23 protein-coding genes are annotated in these 23,923 nt (G+C 44.0%); 18 read left to right on the top strand and 5 right to left on the bottom strand.

Annotated features, from left to right (window positions below; all coding sequences use genetic code 11):
- The first annotated feature begins 86 nt into the window (after positions 1-86).
- From OMP94_RS07205 to OMP94_RS11305, 11 genes are all read left to right on the top strand, one after another.
- Positions 87-377, top strand: coding sequence for an integration host factor subunit beta (locus OMP94_RS07205; protein ID WP_266277606.1), 291 nt, complete (start codon positions 87-89; stop codon positions 375-377).
- A gap of 6 nt (positions 378-383) precedes the next feature.
- On the top strand, positions 384-767 hold the full coding sequence (locus OMP94_RS07200; RefSeq protein ID WP_266277605.1) for an MTH938/NDUFAF3 family protein: 384 nt from the start codon (positions 384-386) through the stop codon (positions 765-767).
- A 363-nt stretch (positions 768-1,130) separates the two neighbouring features.
- Positions 1,131-2,555: a cytochrome-c oxidase, cbb3-type subunit I gene (gene ccoN, locus OMP94_RS07195; protein ID WP_266277604.1), complete on the top strand. Its 1,425-nt coding sequence runs from the start codon at positions 1,131-1,133 to the stop codon at positions 2,553-2,555.
- Positions 2,556-2,565: 10 nt separating this feature from the next.
- A complete protein-coding gene (gene ccoO / locus OMP94_RS07190) occupies positions 2,566-3,243 on the top strand; it encodes a cytochrome-c oxidase, cbb3-type subunit II (RefSeq protein WP_266277603.1) in 678 nt (225 codons plus the stop codon).
- A gap of 34 nt (positions 3,244-3,277) precedes the next feature.
- The gene (locus tag OMP94_RS07185; RefSeq protein ID WP_266277602.1) at positions 3,278-3,451 is read left to right on the top strand and encodes a cbb3-type cytochrome c oxidase subunit 3; all 174 of its coding nucleotides are present in this window, start codon (positions 3,278-3,280) and stop codon (positions 3,449-3,451) included.
- On the top strand, positions 3,444-4,370 hold the full coding sequence (gene ccoP, locus OMP94_RS07180; protein WP_266277601.1) for a cytochrome-c oxidase, cbb3-type subunit III: 927 nt from the start codon (positions 3,444-3,446) through the stop codon (positions 4,368-4,370). Before OMP94_RS07185 ends, ccoP begins: the two co-directional genes overlap by 8 nt.
- 304 nt (positions 4,371-4,674) lie before the next feature.
- Complete coding sequence (ccoG, locus tag OMP94_RS07175; RefSeq protein WP_266277600.1) at positions 4,675-6,096, top strand: cytochrome c oxidase accessory protein CcoG; 1,422 nt, start codon at positions 4,675-4,677, stop codon at positions 6,094-6,096.
- Positions 6,096-6,599: a FixH family protein gene (locus OMP94_RS07170; protein WP_266277599.1), complete on the top strand. Its 504-nt coding sequence runs from the start codon at positions 6,096-6,098 to the stop codon at positions 6,597-6,599. Before ccoG ends, OMP94_RS07170 begins: the two co-directional genes overlap by 1 nt.
- Positions 6,600-6,623: 24 nt before the next feature.
- Positions 6,624-9,077, top strand: coding sequence for a heavy metal translocating P-type ATPase (locus OMP94_RS07165; RefSeq protein WP_266277598.1), 2,454 nt, complete (start codon positions 6,624-6,626; stop codon positions 9,075-9,077).
- Between the two features lie 3 nt (positions 9,078-9,080).
- Complete coding sequence (gene ccoS / locus OMP94_RS07160; RefSeq protein WP_266277597.1) at positions 9,081-9,290, top strand: cbb3-type cytochrome oxidase assembly protein CcoS; 210 nt, start codon at positions 9,081-9,083, stop codon at positions 9,288-9,290.
- Between the two features lie 32 nt (positions 9,291-9,322).
- A complete protein-coding gene (locus OMP94_RS11305; RefSeq protein ID WP_323135068.1) occupies positions 9,323-12,256 on the top strand; it encodes an EAL domain-containing protein in 2,934 nt (977 codons plus the stop codon).
- Here the strand turns inward: OMP94_RS11305 and OMP94_RS07140 are convergent.
- From OMP94_RS07140 to pip, 3 genes are read right to left on the bottom strand one after another with little or no spacing between them, the layout of a single operon-like run.
- Positions 12,229-12,864, bottom strand: a complete 636-nt coding sequence (locus OMP94_RS07140; protein ID WP_266277596.1) for a lytic murein transglycosylase — start codon at positions 12,862-12,864, stop codon at positions 12,229-12,231. The two genes, OMP94_RS11305 and OMP94_RS07140, sit on opposite strands and share 28 nt — an antisense overlap.
- 8 nt (positions 12,865-12,872) lie before the next feature.
- Positions 12,873-13,310 (bottom strand): D-aminoacyl-tRNA deacylase, encoded by a 438-nt coding sequence (gene dtd, locus OMP94_RS07135; protein WP_266277595.1) that lies wholly within the window; start codon positions 13,308-13,310, stop codon positions 12,873-12,875.
- A complete protein-coding gene (gene pip / locus OMP94_RS07130; protein WP_266277594.1) occupies positions 13,307-14,275 on the bottom strand; it encodes a prolyl aminopeptidase in 969 nt (322 codons plus the stop codon). Before pip ends, dtd begins: the two co-directional genes overlap by 4 nt.
- Positions 14,276-14,407: 132 nt before the next feature.
- On the opposite strand from pip, the gene sucC reads away from it, so the two are divergent.
- Genes sucC through OMP94_RS07110 form a run of 4 tightly spaced genes read left to right on the top strand, consistent with a single transcriptional unit; the run spans position 14,408 to position 18,443 of the window.
- A complete protein-coding gene (sucC, locus tag OMP94_RS07125; protein WP_266277593.1) occupies positions 14,408-15,580 on the top strand; it encodes an ADP-forming succinate--CoA ligase subunit beta in 1,173 nt (390 codons plus the stop codon).
- Entirely contained in the window at positions 15,577-16,449 is an 873-nt protein-coding gene (sucD, locus tag OMP94_RS07120) for a succinate--CoA ligase subunit alpha (RefSeq protein WP_266277592.1), read from the top strand. Before sucC ends, sucD begins: the two co-directional genes overlap by 4 nt.
- Positions 16,449-18,095, top strand: coding sequence for an NAD+ synthase (locus tag OMP94_RS07115; protein WP_266277591.1), 1,647 nt, complete (start codon positions 16,449-16,451; stop codon positions 18,093-18,095). Before sucD ends, OMP94_RS07115 begins: the two co-directional genes overlap by 1 nt.
- A gap of 9 nt (positions 18,096-18,104) precedes the next feature.
- Positions 18,105-18,443, top strand: coding sequence for a P-II family nitrogen regulator (locus OMP94_RS07110; protein WP_266277590.1), 339 nt, complete (start codon positions 18,105-18,107; stop codon positions 18,441-18,443).
- A 48-nt stretch (positions 18,444-18,491) separates the two neighbouring features.
- Here the strand turns inward: OMP94_RS07110 and OMP94_RS07105 are convergent, their stop codons facing one another.
- Complete coding sequence (locus OMP94_RS07105) at positions 18,492-19,274, bottom strand: outer membrane protein assembly factor BamD (RefSeq protein WP_266277589.1); 783 nt, start codon at positions 19,272-19,274, stop codon at positions 18,492-18,494.
- Positions 19,275-19,419: 145 nt separating this feature from the next.
- Here OMP94_RS07105 and OMP94_RS07100 point away from each other — a divergent pair, with 145 nt between their 5' ends.
- Entirely contained in the window at positions 19,420-20,589 is a 1,170-nt protein-coding gene (locus tag OMP94_RS07100) for a L,D-transpeptidase family protein (RefSeq protein ID WP_266277588.1), read from the top strand.
- Between the two features lie 66 nt (positions 20,590-20,655).
- Here the strand turns inward: OMP94_RS07100 and OMP94_RS07095 are convergent, their stop codons facing one another.
- Positions 20,656-20,955 carry an Lpp/OprI family alanine-zipper lipoprotein gene (locus OMP94_RS07095; RefSeq protein ID WP_266277587.1) on the bottom strand — a complete coding sequence of 100 codons (300 nt, stop codon included), beginning with the start codon at positions 20,953-20,955 and terminating at the stop codon, positions 20,656-20,658.
- A 229-nt stretch (positions 20,956-21,184) separates the two neighbouring features.
- Between OMP94_RS07095 and suhB the strand changes: the two genes are divergently transcribed.
- Both suhB and typA read left to right on the top strand, forming a co-directional pair.
- On the top strand, positions 21,185-21,979 hold the full coding sequence (gene suhB, locus OMP94_RS07090) for an inositol-1-monophosphatase (RefSeq protein ID WP_266277586.1): 795 nt from the start codon (positions 21,185-21,187) through the stop codon (positions 21,977-21,979).
- Positions 21,980-22,048: 69 nt separating this feature from the next.
- The gene (gene typA, locus OMP94_RS07085; RefSeq protein ID WP_266277585.1) at positions 22,049-23,881 is read left to right on the top strand and encodes a translational GTPase TypA; all 1,833 of its coding nucleotides are present in this window, start codon (positions 22,049-22,051) and stop codon (positions 23,879-23,881) included.
- The last annotated feature ends 42 nt before the right edge of the window (positions 23,882-23,923 follow it).

The raw sequence follows: 23,923 nt of genomic DNA, 5'->3' as shown, positions 1-23,923 counted from the left end.
CCTGTTTTTTTGCTCTAACCGATGCCACAGAGCAATCGCTTATAAGTCTTTAGAAGACTCAGCATTTTGCCAGGAAATTTGAATACATGACCAAGTCTGATTTGATAGACATCCTATCTGAAAAACAATCTCTATTGAATTATCGTGACGTCGAATTGGCCGTCAAATTAATTTTAGAACAAATGAGTGACAGCTTGTCACGCGGTGATCGTATTGAGATCAGGGGCTTTGGCAGTTTTACACTGCACCATCGTCCGCCTCGTGTTGGCCGTAACCCGAAGAGTGGGGAATCGGTTGAACTCGACGAAAAATACGTACCGCACTTCAAACCAGGTAAAGAGTTACGTGACCGTGTAAATGACGCGGCAAAAATTTAATAAAGAATGAAAATTAGTCAGGAGGCCATCACCGCTACGCACCAAATTCGCGATTACGGTGACGGTTTTCTCCTGCTGCAATTAGCCGATGGTCAAACGCAACGTTTGACAGGCAACTTCCTCCTCGGCAGTGAAACACTGCAAATGCAATCCCCAAATATTCAAAATACATTGAATGTAGATGACGGTCGTAATTTCTTAGCTGATTATAATTTTGATGTATTAATTGTCATTGTTGATGAACAAATTAACAAAAATATGGCTGAGCTAATGTTAAGTTTTCGCAGAGCTGGCATTGCTGCTGAAATTATGAGTTTAGGTCCAGCATGTAGAACCTTTAATTTATTACTAGCAGAAGGCCGTAAACCACTGATTTGGGCAAACTTATAAGTTCTTTGCGGAGTAATCCGGAATAATTCTCAACTTGAGACTTTATCCCTACATCAATTCAGTGATACAAGTTACTGTTTCTAAATAAGTTGCTATAAATATCCCTTAATAAATGCGTGTCTTAATCTTGACCCTCATGTTTGAAGTCAGGAAAATTCTCCCACGCTTAGATATCAGTCTGGCGTGTTTTAACCCAAAAAAATTGACTTTAATTGATATAGATCAATCAACTGTAAGCACTAGTTGATAGTGAATTAGGGTAAACTTTGTTGAAGCTTTAAAGCTGACAATGAAATGGGTCTACTTCTATTTCAATTGATAAAGAAGTCGAGAGAGTAACTCACAGAATAAGGTGTGATCGCTATGCAAGCGAAACAAGAGCAATACAACTATGACGTCGTCAAGTGGTTTGCCTATATGGCCTGTGTTTATTTGGTCATTGGTACGGGCATTGGTGTCTGGATCGCGTCAGAATTAGCCTGGCCGGTACTGAACTTTGACAACCCCTATATTTCCTTTGGTCGCTTGCGTCCATTACACACAAATACGGTAATTTTTGCTTTCTGCGGTTGTACGCTGATGGCAACTGCCTTTTATGTGGTTCAGCGTACCTCTGGTGTACGTTTGTGGAGTGACAAACTAGCTTGGTTCACCTTCTGGGGTTGGAACTTGGTTTGGATTGGTGCGCTGATCACATTACCACTTGGTTTTACACAATCTAAAGAGTATGCAGAGTTAGAATGGCCTCTGGATATTTTGATTGCAGTCGTTTGGCTGACCTACATGTTTAACTTCATCATGACGTTATCAGTTCGTCGTAACTCGCATATCTATGTTGCGAACTGGTTCTTCCTTGCCATGATGATCATGATCACTTACCTGCACGTCGTGAATAACCTGTCTATTCCAGTAGGTATGTGGAAATCATATTCAATTTTCTCTGGTGTTCAAGACGCAATGATCCAATGGTGGTGGGGTCATAATGCGGTTGGCTTCCTGTTAACTGCAGGTTTCCTTGGCATCATGTATTACTTCGTGCCTAAACAAGCAAACCGTCCTATTTACTCATACCGTCTGTCAGTAATTCACTTCTGGGCATTGGTATTTGGTTATGTTTGGTTGGGTGCTCACCATCTTCAATACACAGCATTACCAGACTGGACTGGTTCATTGGGTGCGGCAATCTCGTTAGCGATGATCATTCCTTCGTGGGGTGGTGCATTGAACGGTATGTTCACACTGAGTGGTGCATGGGACAAACTGCGGACTGACTATATTTTACGTTTCTTGATCGTATCGTTAGCTTTCTACGCAATGTCTACTTTCGAAGGCCCAGTAATGGCATCGAAAACAGTTAATGCTTTGTCACATTACACTGACTGGACAATCGGCCACGTACATTCAGGTGCGTTAGGTTGGGTTGCAATGGTTTCTATCGGTGCGCTTTATCACATGGTTGAACGTATGTGGGCAACACGTATGTATTCAGTCAAACTGGTTAACGTACATTTCTGGTTAGCAACCATTGGAACAGCTATCTACATCACCGCGATGTGGGTTGCCGGTATCATGCAAGGTTTGATGTGGCGTGCATACGATGAATACGGCAACTTGGCTTATACCTTTGTTGAGTCAGTCGCCCAAATGCATCCATATTACGCAATGCGTGCAGTTGGTGGCTTCATCTTCTTCACTGGTGCGGTAATCATGCTTTACAACGTGACCGTTACCATTCGCCGAGCAGTCGCAAAACCGTCTGCTGAAATGGCCACAGCTGCGAATATTTGAGGACATCGGAATGGCTAAAAAGAAAAACAAACGCGTTAGCTTCCAAGAGTGGGTTGAACAAAACGTTTGGGGACTGGCATTAGCAACTGCGCTGGTCGTTTCAGTCGGTGGTATTGTTGAAATCGTACCTTTGTTCTATTTGGAAACAACGTTTGAAGACGATGTCTTCCCAGAGTATGAAGAGCTGAAAGGTGTCCGTCCTTATACCGCTTTAGAATTGGCTGGTCGTGACGTATACCAACGTGAAGGTTGCTACCTGTGTCATTCACAAATGGTTCGTCCATTCCGTGATGAAAAAGATCGTTATGGCCACTATTCATTAGCCGTTGAGTCTAAATACGATCACCCATTCCAATGGGGCTCAAAACGTACAGGTCCTGATTTGGCGCGAGTTGGTGGTAAATACTCAGATGCATGGCATATCCAACATTTACGTGATCCACGTAGTGTTGTTCCTGAGTCAATCATGCCTAGCTATCCATGGTTAGAGGATGCCACGGTAAGTGGTGATGATATGGTCATTCGTCTGAAAGCAATGAAGACACTGGGTGTTCCATATACTGACGAAGAAATCGTGGGTGCTGCGGAAGCTGTTGAAGGTAAAACTGAAATGCAAGCTTTGGTTGCCTATCTGCAAGTACTGGGCACCATGATTAACTTCGAGCCAGGTAGAGATTATCGTGAGTAAACTCCAGTCTTATTTTGAGACAAATTGGAGTGCAATGACGGCCAATGATTGGATTGGCACCATCTTGACCGTCATTATCTTCTTACTGATGTTTGGTATGTATATTTGGGTGTTACGCCCTAAAAATAAAGACACACTCGAGTCACATCGTAACTTACCGTTGAACGATGACGACAACGAGGGTTATTCGGAGAAAAAAGATGGCTGATAACAATAAGAATCCGCATGAATGCCCGGATACGGGCCATGAGTGGGATGGCATCACTGAGCTGACTAATCCACCGCCACGCTGGTGGGTCATCGCTCTTTATTTGAGTGGTTTGTTAGTTCTTGTCTACTTTATTTTGTATCCGTCATTACCATTGGTAACGGGAAGCACCAAAGGTGTTCTTGGTTGGACGATGATCAAAGAGTACAAAGAAGACTTGGCAGAAGTTGAAGCTCGTCGAGCGCCTTATGAAGATAAGCTTGCAGCAATGACAGCTGAAGAAATTCTGGCTGATGAAGAAATGCGTAACTACGCAATCGGTTCCAGTAAAGTTCTTTACGGTGATAACTGTGCGGCTTGCCATGGTACAGGTGGACAACCCCATACCGGGTCTGGCTACCCAATCCTTGCTGATGATGATTGGTTATACGGCGGTACAGTCAACAAGATCGTAGAAACTTTGGCTAAAGGTCGCCAAGGCATGATGCCTGCTCATGCAACTATGTTGAGTGAAGAAGAAGTTGATGGCTTAGTTCAGTTTGTTATCAATAGTTCTAACAATGAAGCAACTGATGCTGGTTGGAAGCTGTACAACGAAAAAGGTTGTGTTGCTTGTCATGGCGCCGATGCTAAAGGTGTTCAGATGCTGGGCTCAGCAAATCTAACTGATAAAATTTGGCGTTTCTCTGGTGAGGAAACTGAGATTCGTCACACTATCTTGCATGGTGTTAACGATATGAACGATCCACAAACACGTATTGCGGTCATGCCAGGTTGGAATGAGAAGTTAGCTGTACGTCTTGAGGCAGAAGAGTGGGATGAAGAACCTGAATATGAAGGTACTGAAACTCAACGCCTGAGTGAAACAGAAATCAAGAAACTGGCAGTTTATGTTCACCAACTTGGTGGTGGTCAATAAGCTGATAGAAGTTATGCGGCTGCTTCGGTGGCCGCTATTGATACAGGAGAGTCAACATGGATGCGGTTGTTATTGGAGCAATTGTCTCGTTAGTACTTACCATTGCGGTGATTGGTGTAATCGCCTACAAAATTATTAAAAATATGGAAGATGCCAGCGACGAAAGCTAATTGAAGCGTTGATATTTTCAAGGAAGAAACCGACATCATGTCGGTTTTTTCTTATCTGACTTTTGTGTATCTAAAGTGCTGATAGCAAAGCGCTTATGTTATAATTCTTGGGCTAAATTGGCGAGGAATGCAGCGTGTCCGAACATCAACAAGCCGTGCCTATCGACGTTTCAGGTATTTACAGTGAAGTTGCAGACTGGGATGTAAATGCCGGCGGTAAAAAAGTCGTCGCCAAAAGAATGGGCGGACGCTTTCGTCTGCTGAAATGGTATGGCATGTCAGTATGGCTTGTGTTCTTTTTAGGCCCATATTTACGCTGGAATGGTGAACAAGCCGTTCTGTTTGATATTCCAAACCGCCAGTTTAACTTCTTCAATGTCACCATCTATCCGCAAGATATTTGGATGTTGTCGCTGACGTTACTGTTTTTCGCCATATTACTCGCCGCCGTTACCAGTATTGCTGGCCGTGTTTTTTGTGGTTACTTCTGTTTTCAGACAGTCTGGACAGATGTGTTCACCTTCATCGAAACTAAAATCGAAGGCGATACACCGCAAAAAAATCTTAAATTTCGTCAGTCACCTCTCAATGCAAACAAGATTGTACGCATTGCCAGCAAACATTTTCTTTGGCTGTCGATTGCCTTACTGACAGGTTTGTCATTTGCCGCATGGTTTACCGATGCATTCCAGTTATGGCATGACTACTTCACGCTTCAAGCCTCGATGGCGGCTTGGATTGTATTAGGTATGTTTGCGACTGGCACCTATGTGTTTGCTGGTTTTATGCGTGAACAGGTGTGTTTCTGGCTATGCCCGTATGCTCGTTTGCAAGGCGTGATGTACGACCAAGATACCGTCTTACCAGCTTATGATGCTGAACGAGGTGAGCCTCGCGGTAAATTGAAACGTGGCGAAGTTGAGCATAGCAAAGGTAGTTGTATTGACTGTCGAGTCTGTGTAGCCGTTTGTCCAACAGGTATTGATATCCGCAAAGGCCAACAAGAGGGTTGTATCACCTGCGGTATGTGTATTGATGCCTGTGATTCGATCATGGATAAAACGAACCAACCTCGTGGTCTTATCCGTTATGCCTCATACAAAGAGCTGCATCACAATGGCAAAGCCGTTCCATTGTATTTAAGACCAAGGGTTATTATTTATTCGTTGATTTTAATGATGGCGCTGGGTGGGGTTATTTATGGCTTTATCAGCCTGTCACCAACCGAGTTTAAGGTGACGCATAATAGACAGCCACCTTATGTTAGCCTCAGTGATGGCTCGATTCAAAATCGCTATACGCTGAAAATGCTCAATAAAACCAAACAACCAATTTCCGTTCGTTACCACGTATCAGGGATTGATGGTGCGGTCTTACATGAGTTTGATGAAGCAATTATTATTCAGCCGGGCCATGTTGTACCAATTCAGGCTTTAGTTCGTGTTCATACTGATGATATTGATTCAGCAACAACGCCACTTTATTTTGATGCTGAAGTTATCGAGAACCCTAGCTTAAATACGCGTTCTAAGACTGTTTTTATGGGCCCACAATAATGGCAATTTCACAACACAGCAATGAAGCACTCAAAAATCCATGGGTTCTAGGTGTAATTGGTTTTCTGTTTGTTGTTATTACGATGAATACGGTTTTCATCTATTTGGCATTTAGACAGCCGCCAAATTTAGTTGTTGATAATTTTTATGAGCGTGGCAAAGCCTACGCTATGAAAGAAGAGGCTGTTGATAAACAGAAACTGTTGGGCTGGAACGGTGTCATCATGGCACCAGCCAACAGCCGGGTAAATCAAGCGCAACCTTTTGAAGTTCTTATTCAAGGTAAGAACTCAGTTGCTTTAGATCTGGATTCAGTCACGCTGTTTGCATATCGCCCTTCAGATATGGATGCTGACTTTAGTATTCCCTTAAATAAAATGTCAGCAGGTCGCTATAGTGCCGATGTTGCATTTACTCTGCCGGGAAATTGGGATCTGATCGTTGAAGCCAAACGTGGCGAAGACGAGTATCTAATCACACGCCGTATTTACATTAACCCTTAGTCCAAAGCTGGGAAAGGCTGTTTTTTGTCTGAAGTAAATGCGAAAGCGACTAACGATTGTTTTCATTGTGGCTTAGAGACTTCTCCCTCAACCAACATTGAGGCAGAGATAGGTGGTGTTACTCGTCAGTTTTGTTGTCATGGTTGTCGAAGTGTCAGCGAAACAATTTTTGCTGCTGGTCTAGAAAGTTTTTATCAAAAAACACCAACTGGTGAAACACTTGCCCCACCACCTGACGTTCCTAGTGAGCTAGAAGCTTATGACTCAGATGATGTTCAACAAGATTATGTAACTCGTCATGGTCAACAGCGAACAATCCATTTACTTATTGAAGGTATTCATTGTGCGGCTTGTGTTTGGTTGATTGAACAAGCATTACATAAGCTACCAGGTGTCTTAGCGGCAGATGTTAATCTTAGTGCAAAAAGACTAAGACTTCGTTGGGATAACGATAAGATAAAACTTTCTCATGTTATTCATCGTTTGGCGCAGCTGGGTTATGCAGCAGTTCCATTTGATCCCGAAACTGCAGAAGGTGCTCTAGCTAGACGCCATCGTGACTTAATTTACCGCATGGCTTTTGCTGGTTTCTGCATGATGAATATCATGTGGGTATCGATTGCACTTTATGCCGGTGCAGCAGAAGATGAGTTTCGAAACTGGTTTCATTGGATAGGGATGGCTTTAGCTACGCCAACGTTACTGTATTCAGGCTATCCATTTTTCCGAAACGCATTGATTGGTTTACGTCATTGGCACTTGACCATGGATTTGCCTATTGCGATTGGTGCAACGGCAACTTATCTTTATTCCGTATACATCACGGTGACAGGCTCCGTTCAAGGCGAAGTTTTTTTCGACACTGTAGTGAATTTTATATTTGTCATTCTGGTAGGTCGATATTTACAGGCAATTTCTAGTCGTAATGCACTATCTGCAACAAGACGCTTATTAGAGTTACAACCCAAACTAGCCACATTGGTCACGGCAGAAGGTCAGCGCATTGTGCCTGTTCGCACTTTACAAGCTGGTGACGTACTTTTGGTGAGACCAGGTGAAAAAATACCTGTTGATGGTGAGCTAATAAGTGGCGATAGTAGTGTTGATGAGTCAATGTTAAGTGGCGAGTCTCGCGCTATTGTGAAAACAGTTGGTGATAAAGTCGTTGCGGGAAGTGTGAATGGTGAAGGGGCTTTTCAAGTAAGGACCGAAGCCGTATTACGTAACACGGCACTCGCCAGAATTCTGCAGCTTATGGATGAAGCGCAAACATCAAAAGCGCCGATCCAAAGCCTTGCCGATCGTATTGTGCCGTGGTTTGTTTTAGTGACGTTATGCCTTGCAACGATCACGTTTGTTTATTGGATCCAGCAAGATTTTGAAATTGCATTATTAGCTGCTGCTTCTGTTTTGGTTGTAACCTGTCCATGTGCTTTTGGTATGGCAACACCTATGTCGATTGCGGTTGCCAGTGGTGCTGGTGCGCAACGCGGCGTGTTAGTAAAGCAGGGCGCAGCATTAGAAGCCATGTCTGCCGTCGATCATGTGGTATTTGATAAAACCGGCACATTAACGACAGGTGACTTGCAGTTAAATTTTATTAAACCTGCCGACTTGTTAAATGAGCAGGAATTAGTTGGAATAGCCGCCTCTGTTGAGCAGGGCTCGGAGCATGCTGTAGCAAAGGCAATATTGAATTACGCTGAAGCACATCGGTTTAGTTATCAAGCTGTGTCAGCATTTAAGGTGTTACCCGGACGTGGTGTAGAGGCTCAACTTGATGGCCATACCATTAAAGTCGGCACGCTCGTTTGGCTGCAACAAAACGGATTAGATATTTCAGATAATTGGCATCAACTAGTGAAAGATGCTGATGCCCAGGGTATCAGTGCCGTTCTTGTCGTTAGAGATGAAGTCGTTATTGGTTTGCTAGGTTTTGGCGATACGCTTCGCCCAGATGCAAAAGAAACCGTCAGTTATCTGCTTGACCAAGGCATAAACGTCACGGTCTTGAGTGGTGACCGACAAGCAGTCGTTACCTCAGTTGCAAAACAACTCGGTCACGTTGGTGTGTTTTCTGAAGTATTACCTGAAGATAAACAGAAATGCATTATCAACATACAGCAACAAGGCCAGAAAGTTGCGATGGTAGGGGATGGTATTAATGACTCACCGGCATTAATTCAAGCCGATGTCGGGATTGCCCTTGCTGCTGGGACCGACGTGTCAATAGAAAGTGCTGATATTGTCCTGTCACACAACCGTTTATCGCTAGTCATTGATGCTCGTCAGCTTGCCGCCCGGACGTTACGCACGATTAGACAGAATATTGTATTATCCATAAGCTACAACCTAATTATGGTTCCGCTGGCTATGATGGCAATGGTTAGTCCACTGCTAGCGGCGGTGACAATGCCAATTAGCTCATTACTTGTCATTGGTAATGCTGCCCGCATTAGTCGTTTGTTTAAGAGGTAAGTTGTGGAAGTGATTTATGGACTATTGCCGGGTATGCTATTGCTAGGTATTGTTGGCGTAGCGGTGTTCTTTTGGGCAGTCCGCAATGGTCAGTATGATGATATGGATGGTGCTGCGCACCGGGTGTTAATGGATGATGACGAGCCGGTTAGTCACACAACCGAAACTGACGATAGCCAATATGAAGACGCTTCTGGGAAACCTCGTAATTAAATTATTCTTTGCCTACGACGGCGTCTCACGAAATGTTTAAAAGCTGGCAACTTCGTCATTTACTGCGCTTATGGGCGGTAGTTGCAGTATGCACTATCGTTATCATGTCAGTGTTGTCGCTAAGAAATCACAAGCAATATGCTGATAATCAAGCAATGCTCGTGAATGAGTTACTGCCGCTACAAGTAAATAGTCGTGAACTTGCCGTGTTAGCAACAGACTTAATTCTTCGGCAGCAGTTGATTCTGAATGCTGATAGTCGACAAGCCTTATCCCAATTACCAAAACGCAATAAACTTGAACAAAGCTTTGAGCAGCAATGGCGAGCATTACAAACGCTTAGTCATCAGTTGCCAATTGAACAACAGCTGTTATTGCCGCTTCAACAAGCTTATCAACAGTTTTTAGCTACTGATCAACAGCTATTAGAACTCGCACAAAATGAGCAGCGGCTTGAAGAGCAAATTAGTGCATTAAACCCAACTTCAGAAGCTGCAAAACTCCTACGCCAACAGCTAACCGATGACTCTCAACAACGTCAGATTTTGCTTAACCAGAGCTTACATTCACTGGAAAGTATTCGCGATAACCTTAAACAGTTAACTGATAGTGTGAGTGTCCATTACGAATTTCAACTGGTTAAATCAGCAGCTTTAATTGATAAATTTGAATTATGGGTATGGGCGATTGGCAGCTTGTTGGTACTTGCGATGTTGTTGTTTATTACAGCACTGTCAAAACGTATTCAGCAGCCATTACAGAGTTTAAGAGAAGGTATGCGGGAGCTGACAGCTGAAAATTTCGATACCCGTTTACCTGAGACAATTGGTCAAAATGAATTTGGCTTGTTAGCGAAGGACTTCAATCAGTTTGCAGCGAATACAGAGAAATTAATTTTGGCATTGGATAATGCCAAATTGCAGCTACAAGATCGCGAGCAGCAATTATCCGCGATATTAAATAATGTGCCTGAGGCAATTCTGGCCCTATCCGCTGATGGCACTATTATCGCTTGTAATCCTGCTGCCCAAAAAATCTTTACCGCGAAAGAAAATGAAATTGAGGGACAGCCATTTTCAAGGTTTGTGAAGCAGGCTGATACCCTTCGTTTTGATGAGTTGGTGGGCCGGAACAAAACCGATTTTGAGTTTGAAGGGTGTGATTTTGAGGGCAATCCCATTTTCCTTTGGTTATCGCTGAGTCCACTCATTAATCAAAGTAATATGGTTTGGGTTGCCGTTGTCTCTGATATCACTAACTGGAAACAAACAAAGCAAGCGTTACAACAGACGACTAATGAGCTGAATGCCATTTTAGAAAATGCCTTAGTGGGCATTGCCTTGGTAAAAGATCGTCAGTTGATCCGCGTTAATCATAAGTTTGAGCAACTCTTTATGGCGGAGCGGCATCAGCTTGAAGGGAAAAGTTTACGTTGTACACATATCAGCGATGATGCATTTGATCGGTTCGGTGAGCAGGCACAAAGTGCTTTGATGCAAGGTGAAAGCTTTGAAGCTCAATTGGAAATGCAGCGCTTTAATGGCGAGCGTTTTTGGTGTTCATTATCTGGTCAGGCTGTTGATAGTGAGAATCCAGATGCCGGTAGTATCTGGTTATACGAAGATGTAACGCAGCAACGTTTAAATGAGGACCGACTCACACGATTAGCCAGTGTCGATTCGCTAACTGGATTGCCGAATCGTGGTGTATTCAATGATCGATTAGAGCATGCGATTCATAAGCTACAACGTAATGGTGGCCGTCTTGCTGTCTTTTTTATCGATCTTGACCATTTCAAACATATTAATGACTCTTTAGGTCATAAAGCTGGTGATGCACTACTTTGTGAGGTGTCAGGGCGAATTCGCTCTTGTGTTCGGGAAAGTGACACAGTAGCTCGTTTAGGTGGTGACGAGTTTACCGTGGTGCTTGAAGATATTTCATCAGCCCAGTATGTCGGGCGCGTGGCTGAGAAGATTTTAAGTGCAACAGCTTTGCCGTACATGATCGACAATATCGAGGTAAATATTAGCCCGAGTATTGGGGTAAGCTTATATCCAGCTGATGGCCGCGATGTTGATATGCTGATCCGTAACGCGGACGCTGCCATGTATCACGCGAAAAATTCAGGTCGTAATAACTTCCAATTCTACTCAGCTGAGATGAATGCTGAAGCGGCGAACCGGTTGGCGTTAGAAACCAGTTTACGTCGTGCTGTAGAGCAAAAAGAATTCTATTTACAGTTCCAACCACAAATTGATTTAGAGAATGGCAAAGTCGTTGGTGCTGAGGTCTTATTACGTTGGCACACCGAACAATGGGGGGAAGTCTCTCCGGCTCGATTTGTTCCTGTTTTAGAAGATACTGGCCTTATCGGTTTGGTCGGGGAGTGGGTGTTAAGTGAGACTTGTCGGGTGTTTATGGAAAACCGACACGCCTTGCCAGAGAACTTCTTGTTTGCTGTGAACCTCTCTGGACGACAGTTTAAAGGTGGACGTTTATTAAGCTATATCAAAAACTTACTGACCGAAACTGAAATGCCAGCCACTAACCTTGAGTTAGAAATCACTGAAAGTTTATTGATGGACAATACGGATTCCGCGATTGATACGCTTCGGGAATTAAGTAGCCTTGGAGTGACGCTTGCGATTGATGACTTTGGTACGGGCTACTCTTCTTTATCGTACTTGAAGCAGTTTCCACTTAACGTGCTGAAGGTTGACCGTGCTTTTGTTCGTGATTTAACGATTGATAAAGATGATGCTGCAATTGTAGGCGCCATCATGGCGATGGCTGATAGCCTCGGTCTAGAAGTTGTTGCAGAAGGTGTGGAAACGGAAGAACAGCTTTCATTCTTAGAGCAAAAACATTGTCAGCGGGCGCAAGGTTACTTTTTCAGTAAAGCCTTGCACCTAACTGATTTAATGGACTATATCGCTCAGCGTGAGAGAGTGCTCAGCGCCTGATACTCAAATACGGGCTTATCATCTGGGTGTAAGCGAATGCTGAGATGGCTTTCCGGATATTGCCAAATCTCAGCTTGAGGATCTTCTGGATCGCCAGTAATTTCATTTGGTTCACCAAAACGCGCCAATAACACGTCATGATCTGGTCGATAGTTGGCAATGTAAGTTATTGCCACAATAGGTGCCGTCAGCAACAATGCTTTATCTTCAAAAGCTGGCTCAATTCGGCGTGAACCACTTGGTTGTAATTTATTACTGTGGGCACGGCTAACCATTTCGTTAAGTGTCTCTTCTGGTACTGAGAGGTTTGCCACAATCTTGGCTGATAAGCCGCTCAAGTTAATGCGATCAAAAAACACTTCAGCGGTGGTAGCTTCGCCTTCTGTTGTAAATAAAGCGACTTCGCCACTTTCACGCCAACGTACTTGTGCATCTTGGTAAGTATCTTGACCTAAATGGATATCAAACACAGTGATGTCACCATTTGGCTGCATGCTGATTTCCCAAGGCTTTGGTCCATCTGGCTGTGGCGAAGGGATTAGGGCTAAAGACAGAATGCCAATAAACACCAGTGTGATGATTGCGAGAGTTTTAATTAGTAATTTCATCGTAATTCTTATACTTGTAACCAAAAAGTGACGGGGCCATCGTTGATGAGGCTAACCTGCATGTCTGCGCCAAACTGGCCAAAACCTGTAGTTGAATGTACTTGTTGTGATTGCTCACAAAAATAGTCAAAAAGATCTTTACCTAAAGTGGGAGGAGCTGCTGGCGTAAAGCTTGGCCGGCTGCCCTTACGGGTGTCTGCTGGCAGCGTAAATTGTGGTACAACCAACAAGCCACCATTTATCTGTTGAAGGTTTAGATTCATCTTGTCATTGTCATCTGAGAAGATGCGGTACTGAAGCACCTTTTGTAATAACTTATCAGCGTGTACTTGGGTATCTTGTTTTTCTACTCCGAGCAGTAACAGGATACCTTGTTTTATATCTGCGATTTGTTTGTTATCGACACTGACAGATGCTGAACGCACACGTTGAATTAAGCCAATCATACAAACTGTTCAGCTATTTCATTTGTTGCTTGAACCAGCGCGTCAATCAAGCCCGGCTCACCAGCAGCGTGACCTGCCAGAGGTACGATACGCAGATCTGCTTGTGGTAACTGTTGCTTGAGTAACCATGATTGTTGGAATGGACACACCATATCGTAACGTCCATGAATGATGATGGTAGGAATATCATGCAACATTGATAAGTCAGATAGTATTGGCCTATCTTCGATAAAGCACTTATTCAAAGCAAAGTGTAATTGGATGCGGCTATGATCAAGCGGGCCTGGCGAACTGTCTTCAGGCAACTGATAAGAAGGCGTATCTCTCATCATAACAATGGTGGCTTCCCATTGCTGCAATGTATTCGCTGCAGCTTGTTGTACAGCCTGATCTTGATGCGTTAGCTGCTGATAATAAAAATTTAATGGTGCAGACTGCTCTGATGCAGGGACATCTTGAATAAACGCCTGCCAGGCATCGGCAAATACAACTGATGCACCGCCAGCGCCATATACCCAATCAATATCTTGTTGGCGTCCTAGGAAGGTGCCACGCAAAATCATTGATGCAACATGTTGTGGATATTCCCTTGCATAGCAAAGGGCAAGGGTTGCGCCCCAAGAGCCACCAAATAAATGCCACTTAGAAATATTCAGGCTTTGGCGAATAGCTTCAATATCACCAATAAGGTGTTCAATATCGTTATTGGAAAGTTCACCACTAGGTTGGGAGCGACCACAGCCTCGCTGATCAAACAAAATAATGTGGTAACGCTCGGGATCAAAATATCGGCGGTGTTGTGGGCGACAGCCTGAACCTGGACCACCATGCAAAAACAAAATGGGTAGGCCGTTTGGATTGCCACATTGCTCTAGGTAAATCTCGTGCTGTTTACCATTTGCCAGTGTTTCTCGAGGTAATAACTGACTGTGGAAGGGTTCAATGTCGGGGTAAAAAGACAACATTTTAAAGCCTGTTCGAATACATGACCGGCACTATAGCATTGATGATGGTAATTATTGCCCTGATCGGCGAAAATATACGGTTTATTTTTGATCCTTAAGATCGTTTAGAAAACACAATCAAGGCTTACTGAAATGAACCTGCACGAATATCAGGCCAAACAGTTATTTAATCGTTATGGAATTGCCACGCCGCACGGTGAGGTGGCGGAAGATGTCGAGACTGCTGTACAAGTGGTCACCCGTCTTGGTGGCTCGCGTTGGGTAGTTAAAGCGCAAGTCCATAGTGGTGGTCGTGGTAAGGCGGGCGGAGTTCTTGTCGTCGATAGTGAAGATGACGTTATCCAAGCGACAAAAAGCCTAATCGGTACGTCATTAGTCACCCAGCAAACGACCGCAGCAGGCCTACCTATAAAGAAAGTTTTGATTGAACAGCCAAGTGAAATCGTTAGAGAAATTTATTTAGCCTTGTTAGTAGACCGTGTCAGTAAACGCGTGACATTTATGGTGTCGGCACAAGGTGGCATGGATATCGAAGAAGTCGCTGAAAACAATCCTGAAGCTATTTTAACGTTGGCAGTTGATCCTGTGGTTGGTTTGCAAGGGTTCCAATGTCGTCGCGCGGGCTTCTTTTTAGGATTAACCGGTGATGCCTTCAAACAGTTGCAATCGGTTATGCGCGGACTGTATCAATTGTTCATTGATAACGATGCAAGTCTTGTAGAGATTAATCCATTGGCAGTAAATGGCGAAGGTCACTTATTAGCCGTTGATGCCAAAATTAACTTAGATGAAAACGGTTTATTTCGTCATAACGAATTGGCCGCAATGTTTGATCCTAGCCAAGAAAATCCAGCAGAGGTAACGGCTAGAGATTTCGGTCTGAACTATATTGCCTTAGATGGTAATGTCGCTTGCATGGTTAATGGTGCAGGTTTAGCGATGGCAACCATGGACTTGATTCAGAAAGAAGGCGGTGAGCCAGCAAACTTTCTTGATGTTGGTGGTGGTACCACTGCTGAACGTGTAGCGGAAGCCTTTAAATTGATTTTGTCTGATAGCAAGGTTAAGTCGATTTTGGTCAATATCTTTGGTGGTATTGTCCGTTGTGATTTGATTGCCGAAGGCATCATTCAGGCAGCGAAAGAAGTCGGTTTGTCGCTTCCAGTGGTTGTCAGACTCGAAGGCACAAACGCCGAGCAAGGTAGAAAACTATTGGCTGAAAGTGGCATGAATTTACAAGCTGCTCAAGATTTAACTGCAGCAGCGAAACTTGCTGTTGCAGCGGCAGGGGAGTTGTCAGCGTGAGTATTTTAGTAGGTAAAGAAACCAAAGTCATTTGCCAAGGCTTTACCGGCAAACAAGGTACTTTTCACTCTGAGCAGGCAATTGCCTATGGCACTAACTTTGTTGGTGGTGTGACTCCAGGCAAAGGCGGTCAGATCCATTTAGATCGTCCGGTGTTTAACACAGTACATGATGCCGTTGAAGCAACTGGTGCTAATGCCACAATGATTTATGTACCGGCTGCATTTGCTGCCGATGCTATTTTGGAAGCGGCTGATGCGGGTATTAAAGTCATTGCTTGTATCACTGAAGGTATTCCGGTTCTAGATATGTTGCGTGTTAAATATGCGCTCGAAGGCAGTGACGTATATTTAATTGGCCCTAACTGTCCTGGTTTAATTACACCGGGTGAATGCAAAATCGGAATCATGCCTGGCAGCATTCATTTACCGGGTAAAATTGGTATTGTCTCTCGCTCTGGGACATTAACTTATGAAGCGGTACATCAAACCACTTTAAATGGTTTGGGCCAAAGTACTTGCGTTGGTATCGGTGGTGATCCTATTCAAGGCATGAACTTCATCGATTGCCTAGAACTCTTCCAAGCTGATCCACAAACCGAAGGTATTGTCATGGTCGGTGAGATCGGTGGTCAGGCTGAAGAAGATGCAGCAGCTTATATTGCGGAACATGTCACTAAACCTGTTGTGGCATACATTGCTGGTTTAACGGCACCGCCGGGTAAACGTATGGGCCATGCAGGAGCCATCATCAGTGGTGGTCAAGGTACGGCAGAAGCCAAACTGGCTGCATTGAATGCTGCTGGCGTAACAATTTGTCGCTCGCCTGCAGAAATTGGTGACGCCATGTTGGCGGCTTTAGCCAAATAATGACTAGCCAGACCTTAAAGGTAGTTCTGGCCCAAATTAATCCAGTTGTTGGCGATGTCGCTGGCAATGCTGCCAAAGTATTGGCAGCAGCAACTCAAGGTAGGGACGAGTCGGGCGCCGATATCGTGGTCTTTCCTGAGCTTTGTCTGACTGGTTACCCACCGGAGGACTTATTACTTCGACCGGGTTTACAAAAACGTATTGATAAAGCGATTGATACCTTAAAACAAAAGGTGAGCGGTGTTCATATTGTTATCGGCCACCCCTCAGGCAAAGTAGGACAAGAGCTATACAACGCTGCCAGTGTGATTGCTGATGGTGAAATTGTTTGCCAATACTTTAAGCAAATGTTGCCAAACTATAGTGTGTTTGATGAAAAACGCTATTTTGTCGATGGTCATTTACCCAGCACTTTCACACTGAAAGACATCACCTTTGGCGTAACCATTTGTGAGGATATTTGGTTTACAGCGCCAGCAGCACAGGCTAAAGATGCGGGTGCTGAAGTATTACTTAATATCAATGCTTCACCATTTCAGCAGGGTAAGCCTGCTTTACGTCGCAATACCGTTCGCCAACGTTCCCAAGAAAATCATTTACCCATTTTGTATGTCAATCAAGTTGGGGGGCAAGATGAACTCGTATTTGATGGTGGTTCATTTGCGTTAGATGCAATGGGAAACCTTGCCATGCAAGCGGTTGCATTTGAAGAAGATCTCATCCCTGTTGTGATTACTAAAACCTCTGATAATGGCATTTCCTTAACGGGTCATATTGTTGAAGATTTACCACCACTTGCCAGTGTTTATCAGGCGCTCGTTTTGGGGTTAAGAGATTATGTTGAAAAGAACCGATTCCCAGGTGTGGTTTTAGGTTTATCTGGCGGTATTGATTCAGCATTAACATTAGCTTTGGCGGTAGATGCATTGGGTGCTGAGCGAGTTCAGGCAGTGATGATGCCATCACGATATACGGCGCAAATGAGCTTGGATGATGCCGCACAAATGGCGGGTCAGTTACAGGTTGCCTATTCTGAACTGTCGATTGAGCCAATGTTTAATAGCTTTTTAGATAGTCTAAGTGAAACCTTTGCTGGCAAAGCAGTCGATACCACTGAAGAAAATATTCAGGCGCGTTGCCGCGGCGTATTATTGATGGCGATTTCCAATAAGACGGGTGCAATGGTGTTATCTACTGGTAATAAAAGTGAGATGGCCGTGGGCTACTCAACTTTATACGGTGATATGGCTGGTGGTTTTTCACCACTAAAAGACGTGTATAAAACCCTAGTGTTTGCACTCTCAAATTACCGCAACGAGATTTCGCAGGTGATCCCCGAGCGGATCATTACCCGACCTCCATCGGCTGAGTTAGCGGATGACCAACGTGATGAAGACTCCTTGCCGCCGTATCCAGTGCTAGATAAAATTCTGGAACGTTATATTGCTGATGATGGCTGCTTTGAAGATTTAGTGGCAGAAGGCTTTGCCGCTGATACAGTTGCACAGGTCATCAAAATGGTAGATCGTAACGAATATAAACGGCGACAAGCGCCACCAGGAATTCGTATCACTGGTCGTGCGTTTGGTAGAGATCGTCGTTACCCGATAACATCTGGCTACACCGTAACATCAACAATAGAGTAGGGATTAACTATGAAAAAAATTGAAGCGATTATTAAACCGTTCAAACTTGATGATGTGCGTGAAGCATTATCTGAGATTGGTGTGACAGGCATGACAGTGACTGAGGTCAAAGGCTTTGGCCGCCAAAAAGGTCATACAGAGTTATATCGTGGTGCAGAATATGTCGTGGACTTTCTGCCTAAAGTAAAAATGGAAATTGTGCTGGCTGATGAGCAAGTTGATGGTTGTATTGAAGCCATCATCAAAGCCGCACACACAGGCCGTATTGGTGACGGTAAAATTTTCGTATTACCACTGGAACAAGCAATCCGCATTCGTACCAGTGAAAACGGCGAAGAAGCTATCTAAACCGTTGATGAGAGATGGCTGCTGTTGCAATAACAGCAGCCAGATTCATTACTCTTCTAAGATTGAACGACGAACGTCAGCAATACCTGGATGAGCTGGGTAGTTCAATTCAAGCACGCGCATTACGTCTTCAGATAAATCATCCATTTCCATAATTTTGTATGCTTTCGCCATGATAACCAAGGCTTCAGGCACAGCAGGCGTGCGCGCATAATTCTCAACCACATAGCGGGCGCGGTTTGCTGCAGCAACATAAGACGTACGGCGCATATAGTAATTGGCGACATTGATTTCATGCTGAGCTAAACGGTTACGTAAATAAACGACCCGTTGCGCTGCATCATCAGAGTATTTACTTTGCGGATACCGCGAAATCAGTGTGTTGAAGTCTGCAAGTGCTTTTTCTGCTGAGGCAGGATCACGTTGTGATTCATCACGTGGAATGTATTTTTCCAAGATGCCAACATCTTTATGGAAATTAACTAGGCCACGTAAGTACAGCGCGTAGTCGATATTTTCGTTTAGTGGATAAACGCGCATAAAACGATCAATGGTGGCGATGGCCGTCTCAGGATCGTCATTTTTATAGTGTGCGTAGGCAGATTCTAGTAAGGCTTGTTGAGCATAAACACCGAATGGGAATCTAGCTTCTAACTGTTCGTAGTATTCGATCGCTGTTCGGTAATCGGCAATATTTAGTGCCGCTTTCGCTTCAGCGTAAATACGTTCTACAGTCCAGTTTTCGTCAGCTTTGACTTCTTCTTTATCACCAAAGATGGAACAAGCACTCAGAGAGAGCATTAAAAGTAGCGGCAGGGTTATTTTTTTCATGGGCCTAGAATACGCTAGCGGTTTGTTATCGGTAAAGCAGGATTGTAGACTTTTTAGCATCCGAAAGCACCTTAAAATCGGTAACTTACTGAAATGAAACCTTGTACAATAATGTGCAGCTTTTGAACCCACAACAGGAACTTCGATGATCAAACGTGTTATCGCCGTGCTAATAGCCGGTGCCGTGAGCATTCCCGCTCAGTCAGCTGTATTTGAAATACCTGACGAACAAACACAAGTAGTAGGCCAAAATATTGTCGTCTATACCAATAAAGAGGATACGTTACTGGATATCGCGCGTAACTTTGATTTGGGCTATGGCGATATTGTTAACGCAAACCCAGATATTGATGCTTGGGTTCCTGGCGATAACAAACGCATTATCGTACCAACACGTTTTGTTTTACCGGATGCGCCACGCGAAGGAATCGTGATTAATATTCCTGAAATGCGCTTGTATTACTACCCAAAAGCCGTATCAGGTCAGCCACAACAAGTGGTAACACATCCTATCGGTATTGGCCGTGAAGGTCGCGATACACCATTTGGTAAATTTTCGATTATCCAAAAACGTGAAAATCCAACTTGGACACCACCAGAGTCAATTCGCAAAGAACATGCTGCTGAAGGTGATATTTTGCCCGCAGTTGTGCCAGCAGGTCCTAACAATCCGTTAGGTACTCGTGCTATGCGTTTATCTAATCCAAGTTATTTGATTCACGGTACACATCGTCCTTACGGTGTTGGTCTACGAGTTAGTAGTGGCTGTATTCGTCTTTTTCCTGAAGATATTGAAAGCCTATATAGCAAAGTCCCAATGAATACCTCTGTGAATATCATTTATTCACCGTTTAAAGCGGGTATGCAAAATAATGCGCTTTACATCGAGTCTCACAAACAATTGGACGATTTAGATAAGGGCGATGCAGATGCCTACAATATGACGCCTATTATCCAAGCGATGTTGGCGGTGACCGATAAATTACCGGAAGGTGATGTATGGACTAAGGCTGACAATGTACTGCTGGATAGTAATGGTGTCGTACACAGCTTAAGCGGTGAAGAAGCGCCAATCGTTGAAGACATTTGGTTTATTCACGGTGGTACAGGCCAAAAAGTACCGGCGAAAATGCATAGCGCAATTAAGCAGCTACAAATTGAAAACCTGTTCTGGCCTGTTCGGGGCGGCACGGTTGGTGAAATTGTCTTAGGACCATTTGAAAGTCGTGAGCAAGCAGATGACATGGCTGCACGTGTTTCTGAGGCTGCCGGTACTCCAGTTTGGACAGTGCAGTTACCGGATACCATGCTTTAAGGGTTTATTGTAGGCAAAAAAAAAGCCGGGACAATGTCCCGGCTTTTTTGTTTGTAAAGCTGAAGCTTATTTGCTCATTGCTTTTTCAAACATACGGTCGATTTTTGCGCAGCACTCATCAACTTGTGCTTGTGCATTTTCAGCTGCTTTTTGAGCGTTCATAGCAGCTAATTCTGCATCAGTAGCAGTACGTTGAGCAGTATCAGCAGTGCTTTGAGCATTGCGAGCTGCAACCATTGCTGAATCAGCAGTTGATTGTGCAGTTTCGACAGATGATTTCAGAGCATTCATTTCTTCTGTGTTAGCACATGCAGTCAGCATAGCTAAAGGCAGAACAACAGCACCCAGTTTTACTAATGATTTCATTTAAATCTCCTTGATTTAAGGTTTTGGGATTGGCATTTCCATGGAATATGGTTAAACGCAAGCCAGATATAAGCTATCAGGAAAAAAATTAGCTGTCTATTGGATTGAATTGATTCTGCGAAACAGTGCAAATTGTTGGTATACTAATGCGCGCCTTAAAGTGGTGCGTTGGTCGCGAATCGGCCAAAAATGCCCATTCACAAGTTATTTGCTCTGGAAAAATCTGTCTATGCACCCAATGCTGAATATTGCCGTTCGCGCGGCACGTCAGGCTGGCTCTCTGATCTTGCGCTCATTACAGCACGTCGAGCACCTGGAAATTACTACCAAAGGACGTAATGATTACGTCTCTGATGTTGACCGCTTAGCCGAGCAAGAAATCATCAGTGTGATTAAAAAAGCTTACCCAGAACACGCTATCGTAGCTGAAGAGTCTGGTGACAGCGGTGCAAATGACACCGTATGGATCATCGATCCATTAGATGGTACAAAAAACTTTCTTCACGGCTTTCCACACTACTGCGTTTCTATCGCTGTCCGAATTAAAGGTCGCGTAGAACATGCCGTTATTTTCGATCCATTGCGTGATGAATTATTTACTGCCACACGTGGCGCTGGTGCACAGTTAAACGATCGCCGCTTACGTGTTAGTAAACGAAAAGAATTAGATCATGCACTGATTGCTACAGGTTTCCCTTTCAAATACCCACAACATCATGAAGCTTACCTTGCAATGTTTGCCAATGTATTGCCTAAAGTCGCGGATATCCGTCGTACAGGAAGTGCAGCATTGGATTTAGCATATGTTGCAGCAGGCCGGGTTGATGGCTACTGGGAAATCGGTTTGGAAGACTGGGATTTGGCCGCTGGATTACTGTTGGTTGAAGAGGCCGGTGGTACCGTGACTGACTTTACTGGTCGTGACCAAATCTTTGGTAAAGGCAACGTCATTGCCTCAGGACTTGTTTTACACAAACATTTACATGCGGCAATCCACCCGTTTGTGAATGATAGTTTGAAATAATTAGTGCCTATAATTTTAGGCTTTCTTAAAACTGTGTGCCTACGCATACGCCCATTTAAATGAATTTTTATGACTGAATTTTCGAAAGACATCAGCAAGCTGCGCAATATTGCCATTATTGCCCACGTTGACCACGGCAAAACCACTTTGGTGGACCAGCTGCTGCGTCAATCCGGTACCTTCAGTGAGCACGAAGAGCTGCAGGAACGCGTCATGGACTCTAATGACCTTGAGCGTGAGCGCGGTATTACCATTTTGTCTAAAAATACGGCAATCCGTTGGAATGATTACCGTATCAATATCGTTGATACCCCAGGCCATGCTGACTTTGGTGGTGAGGTTGAGCGTGTTCTGTCTATGGTTGACTCGGTTCTTTTGCTGGTTGATTCAGCTGAAGGTCCGATGCCACAAACACGTTTCGTTACACAAAAAGCATTGGCGTTAGGTTTAAAACCGATTGTTGTTATCAACAAAATTGACAAACCAAGTGCACGTCCAGGCTGGGTGTTGGATCAAACCTTTGATTTGTTTGCTAACCTTGACGCAACTGATGAACAGTTAGACTTTGAAGTTATTTATGCATCAGGTTTAAATGGTTTCGCTGGTGATGATGAGTCTGTTCGTGATGGTGATATGACGCCGCTGTTCCAAAAAATCGTCGACAGAGTAAGCCCGCCAGATGTTGATGTAGACGGTCCTTTCCGTATGCAAGTATCTTCACTGGATTACAACAGCTATGTTGGTGTTATTGGTGTTGGTCGTATTGAACGTGGTCGTGTGAAAACGAATACACCTGTTACGGTTGTGGACCGTGAAGGCAAAAAACGTAACGGCCGTGTCATGCAGGTCATGGGCTTTATGGGCTTGAACCGCGAAGAAGTTGAAGAAGCACAAGCGGGTGACATCATTGCCTTTACTGGTTTAGATCCACTTAACATTTCAGATACGTTGTGTGATCCAAGTGCTGTTGAAGCATTACCTGCATTGAGCGTTGATGAGCCAACAGTCACCATGACTTTCCAGGTCAATAACTCACCGTTTGCTGGTAAAGAAGGTAAGTTTGTTACTACACGTCAAATCAAAGAGCGTTTAGATCGTGAGTTGATTCATAACGTTGCGCTGCGTGTTGAACAGTTGCCTGAAGATCCAGACAAATTTCGTGTATCGGGTCGTGGTGAGTTGCACTTGTCAGTTCTGATCGAAAACATGCGTCGCGAAGGTTTTGAGTTAGGTGTTTCAAGACCAGAAGTTATTATTCGCGAAGTCGACGGTGTTAAAGAAGAGCCTTTTGAATCAGTGACCATCGATGTGGAAGAAGCACATCAAGGTACCATCATGGAAAAAATGGGTACCCGTGGTGGTGAACTGAAAGATATGTCGCCAGATGGTAAAGGTCGTGTTCGTCTTGACTTTATGATCCCGTCACGTGGTCTGATTGGTTTCCGAACTGAGTTCTTAACAGCAACTCAGGGTACAGGTCTGATTTACAGCGTATTTGATCACTATGCGCCAGTAAAACCGGGTACTTTTGGTAAACGTATTAACGGTGTTCTTATTGCTAATGGTGTTGGTAAAGCAGTTGCTTTTGCTATCTTTAACTTACAAGAACGTGGCCGTATGTTCATCGGTCATGGTGATGAAGTATACGAAGGTATGATCATCGGTATTCACTCACGTGATAACGACTTGGTTGTTAACCCACTAAAAGGTAAACAGCTGACTAATATGCGTGCATCAGGCTCTGATGAAGCGGTAACTCTGGTTCCGCCAATTCGTATGAGTTTGGAGCAAGCTCTGGAATTTATCGGTGAAGATGAATTGCTAGAAGTTACCCCTAAATCTTTGCGTTTACGTAAAAAATTCCTGCTGGAGCATGAGCGTAAAAAAGCGTCACGCGGCTAGTAGGTTAGCGGTTTCGCATCATAAAAGGGTATTCTATTTGGA

The sequence above is a fragment of the Methylophaga sp. OBS3 genome (genome assembly GCF_026319325.1).
GTDB lineage: Bacteria > Pseudomonadota > Gammaproteobacteria > Nitrosococcales > Methylophagaceae > Methylophaga.
Note: the sequence above shows the minus strand (reverse complement) of the source record. Positions and strands in the feature narration are given on the sequence as shown.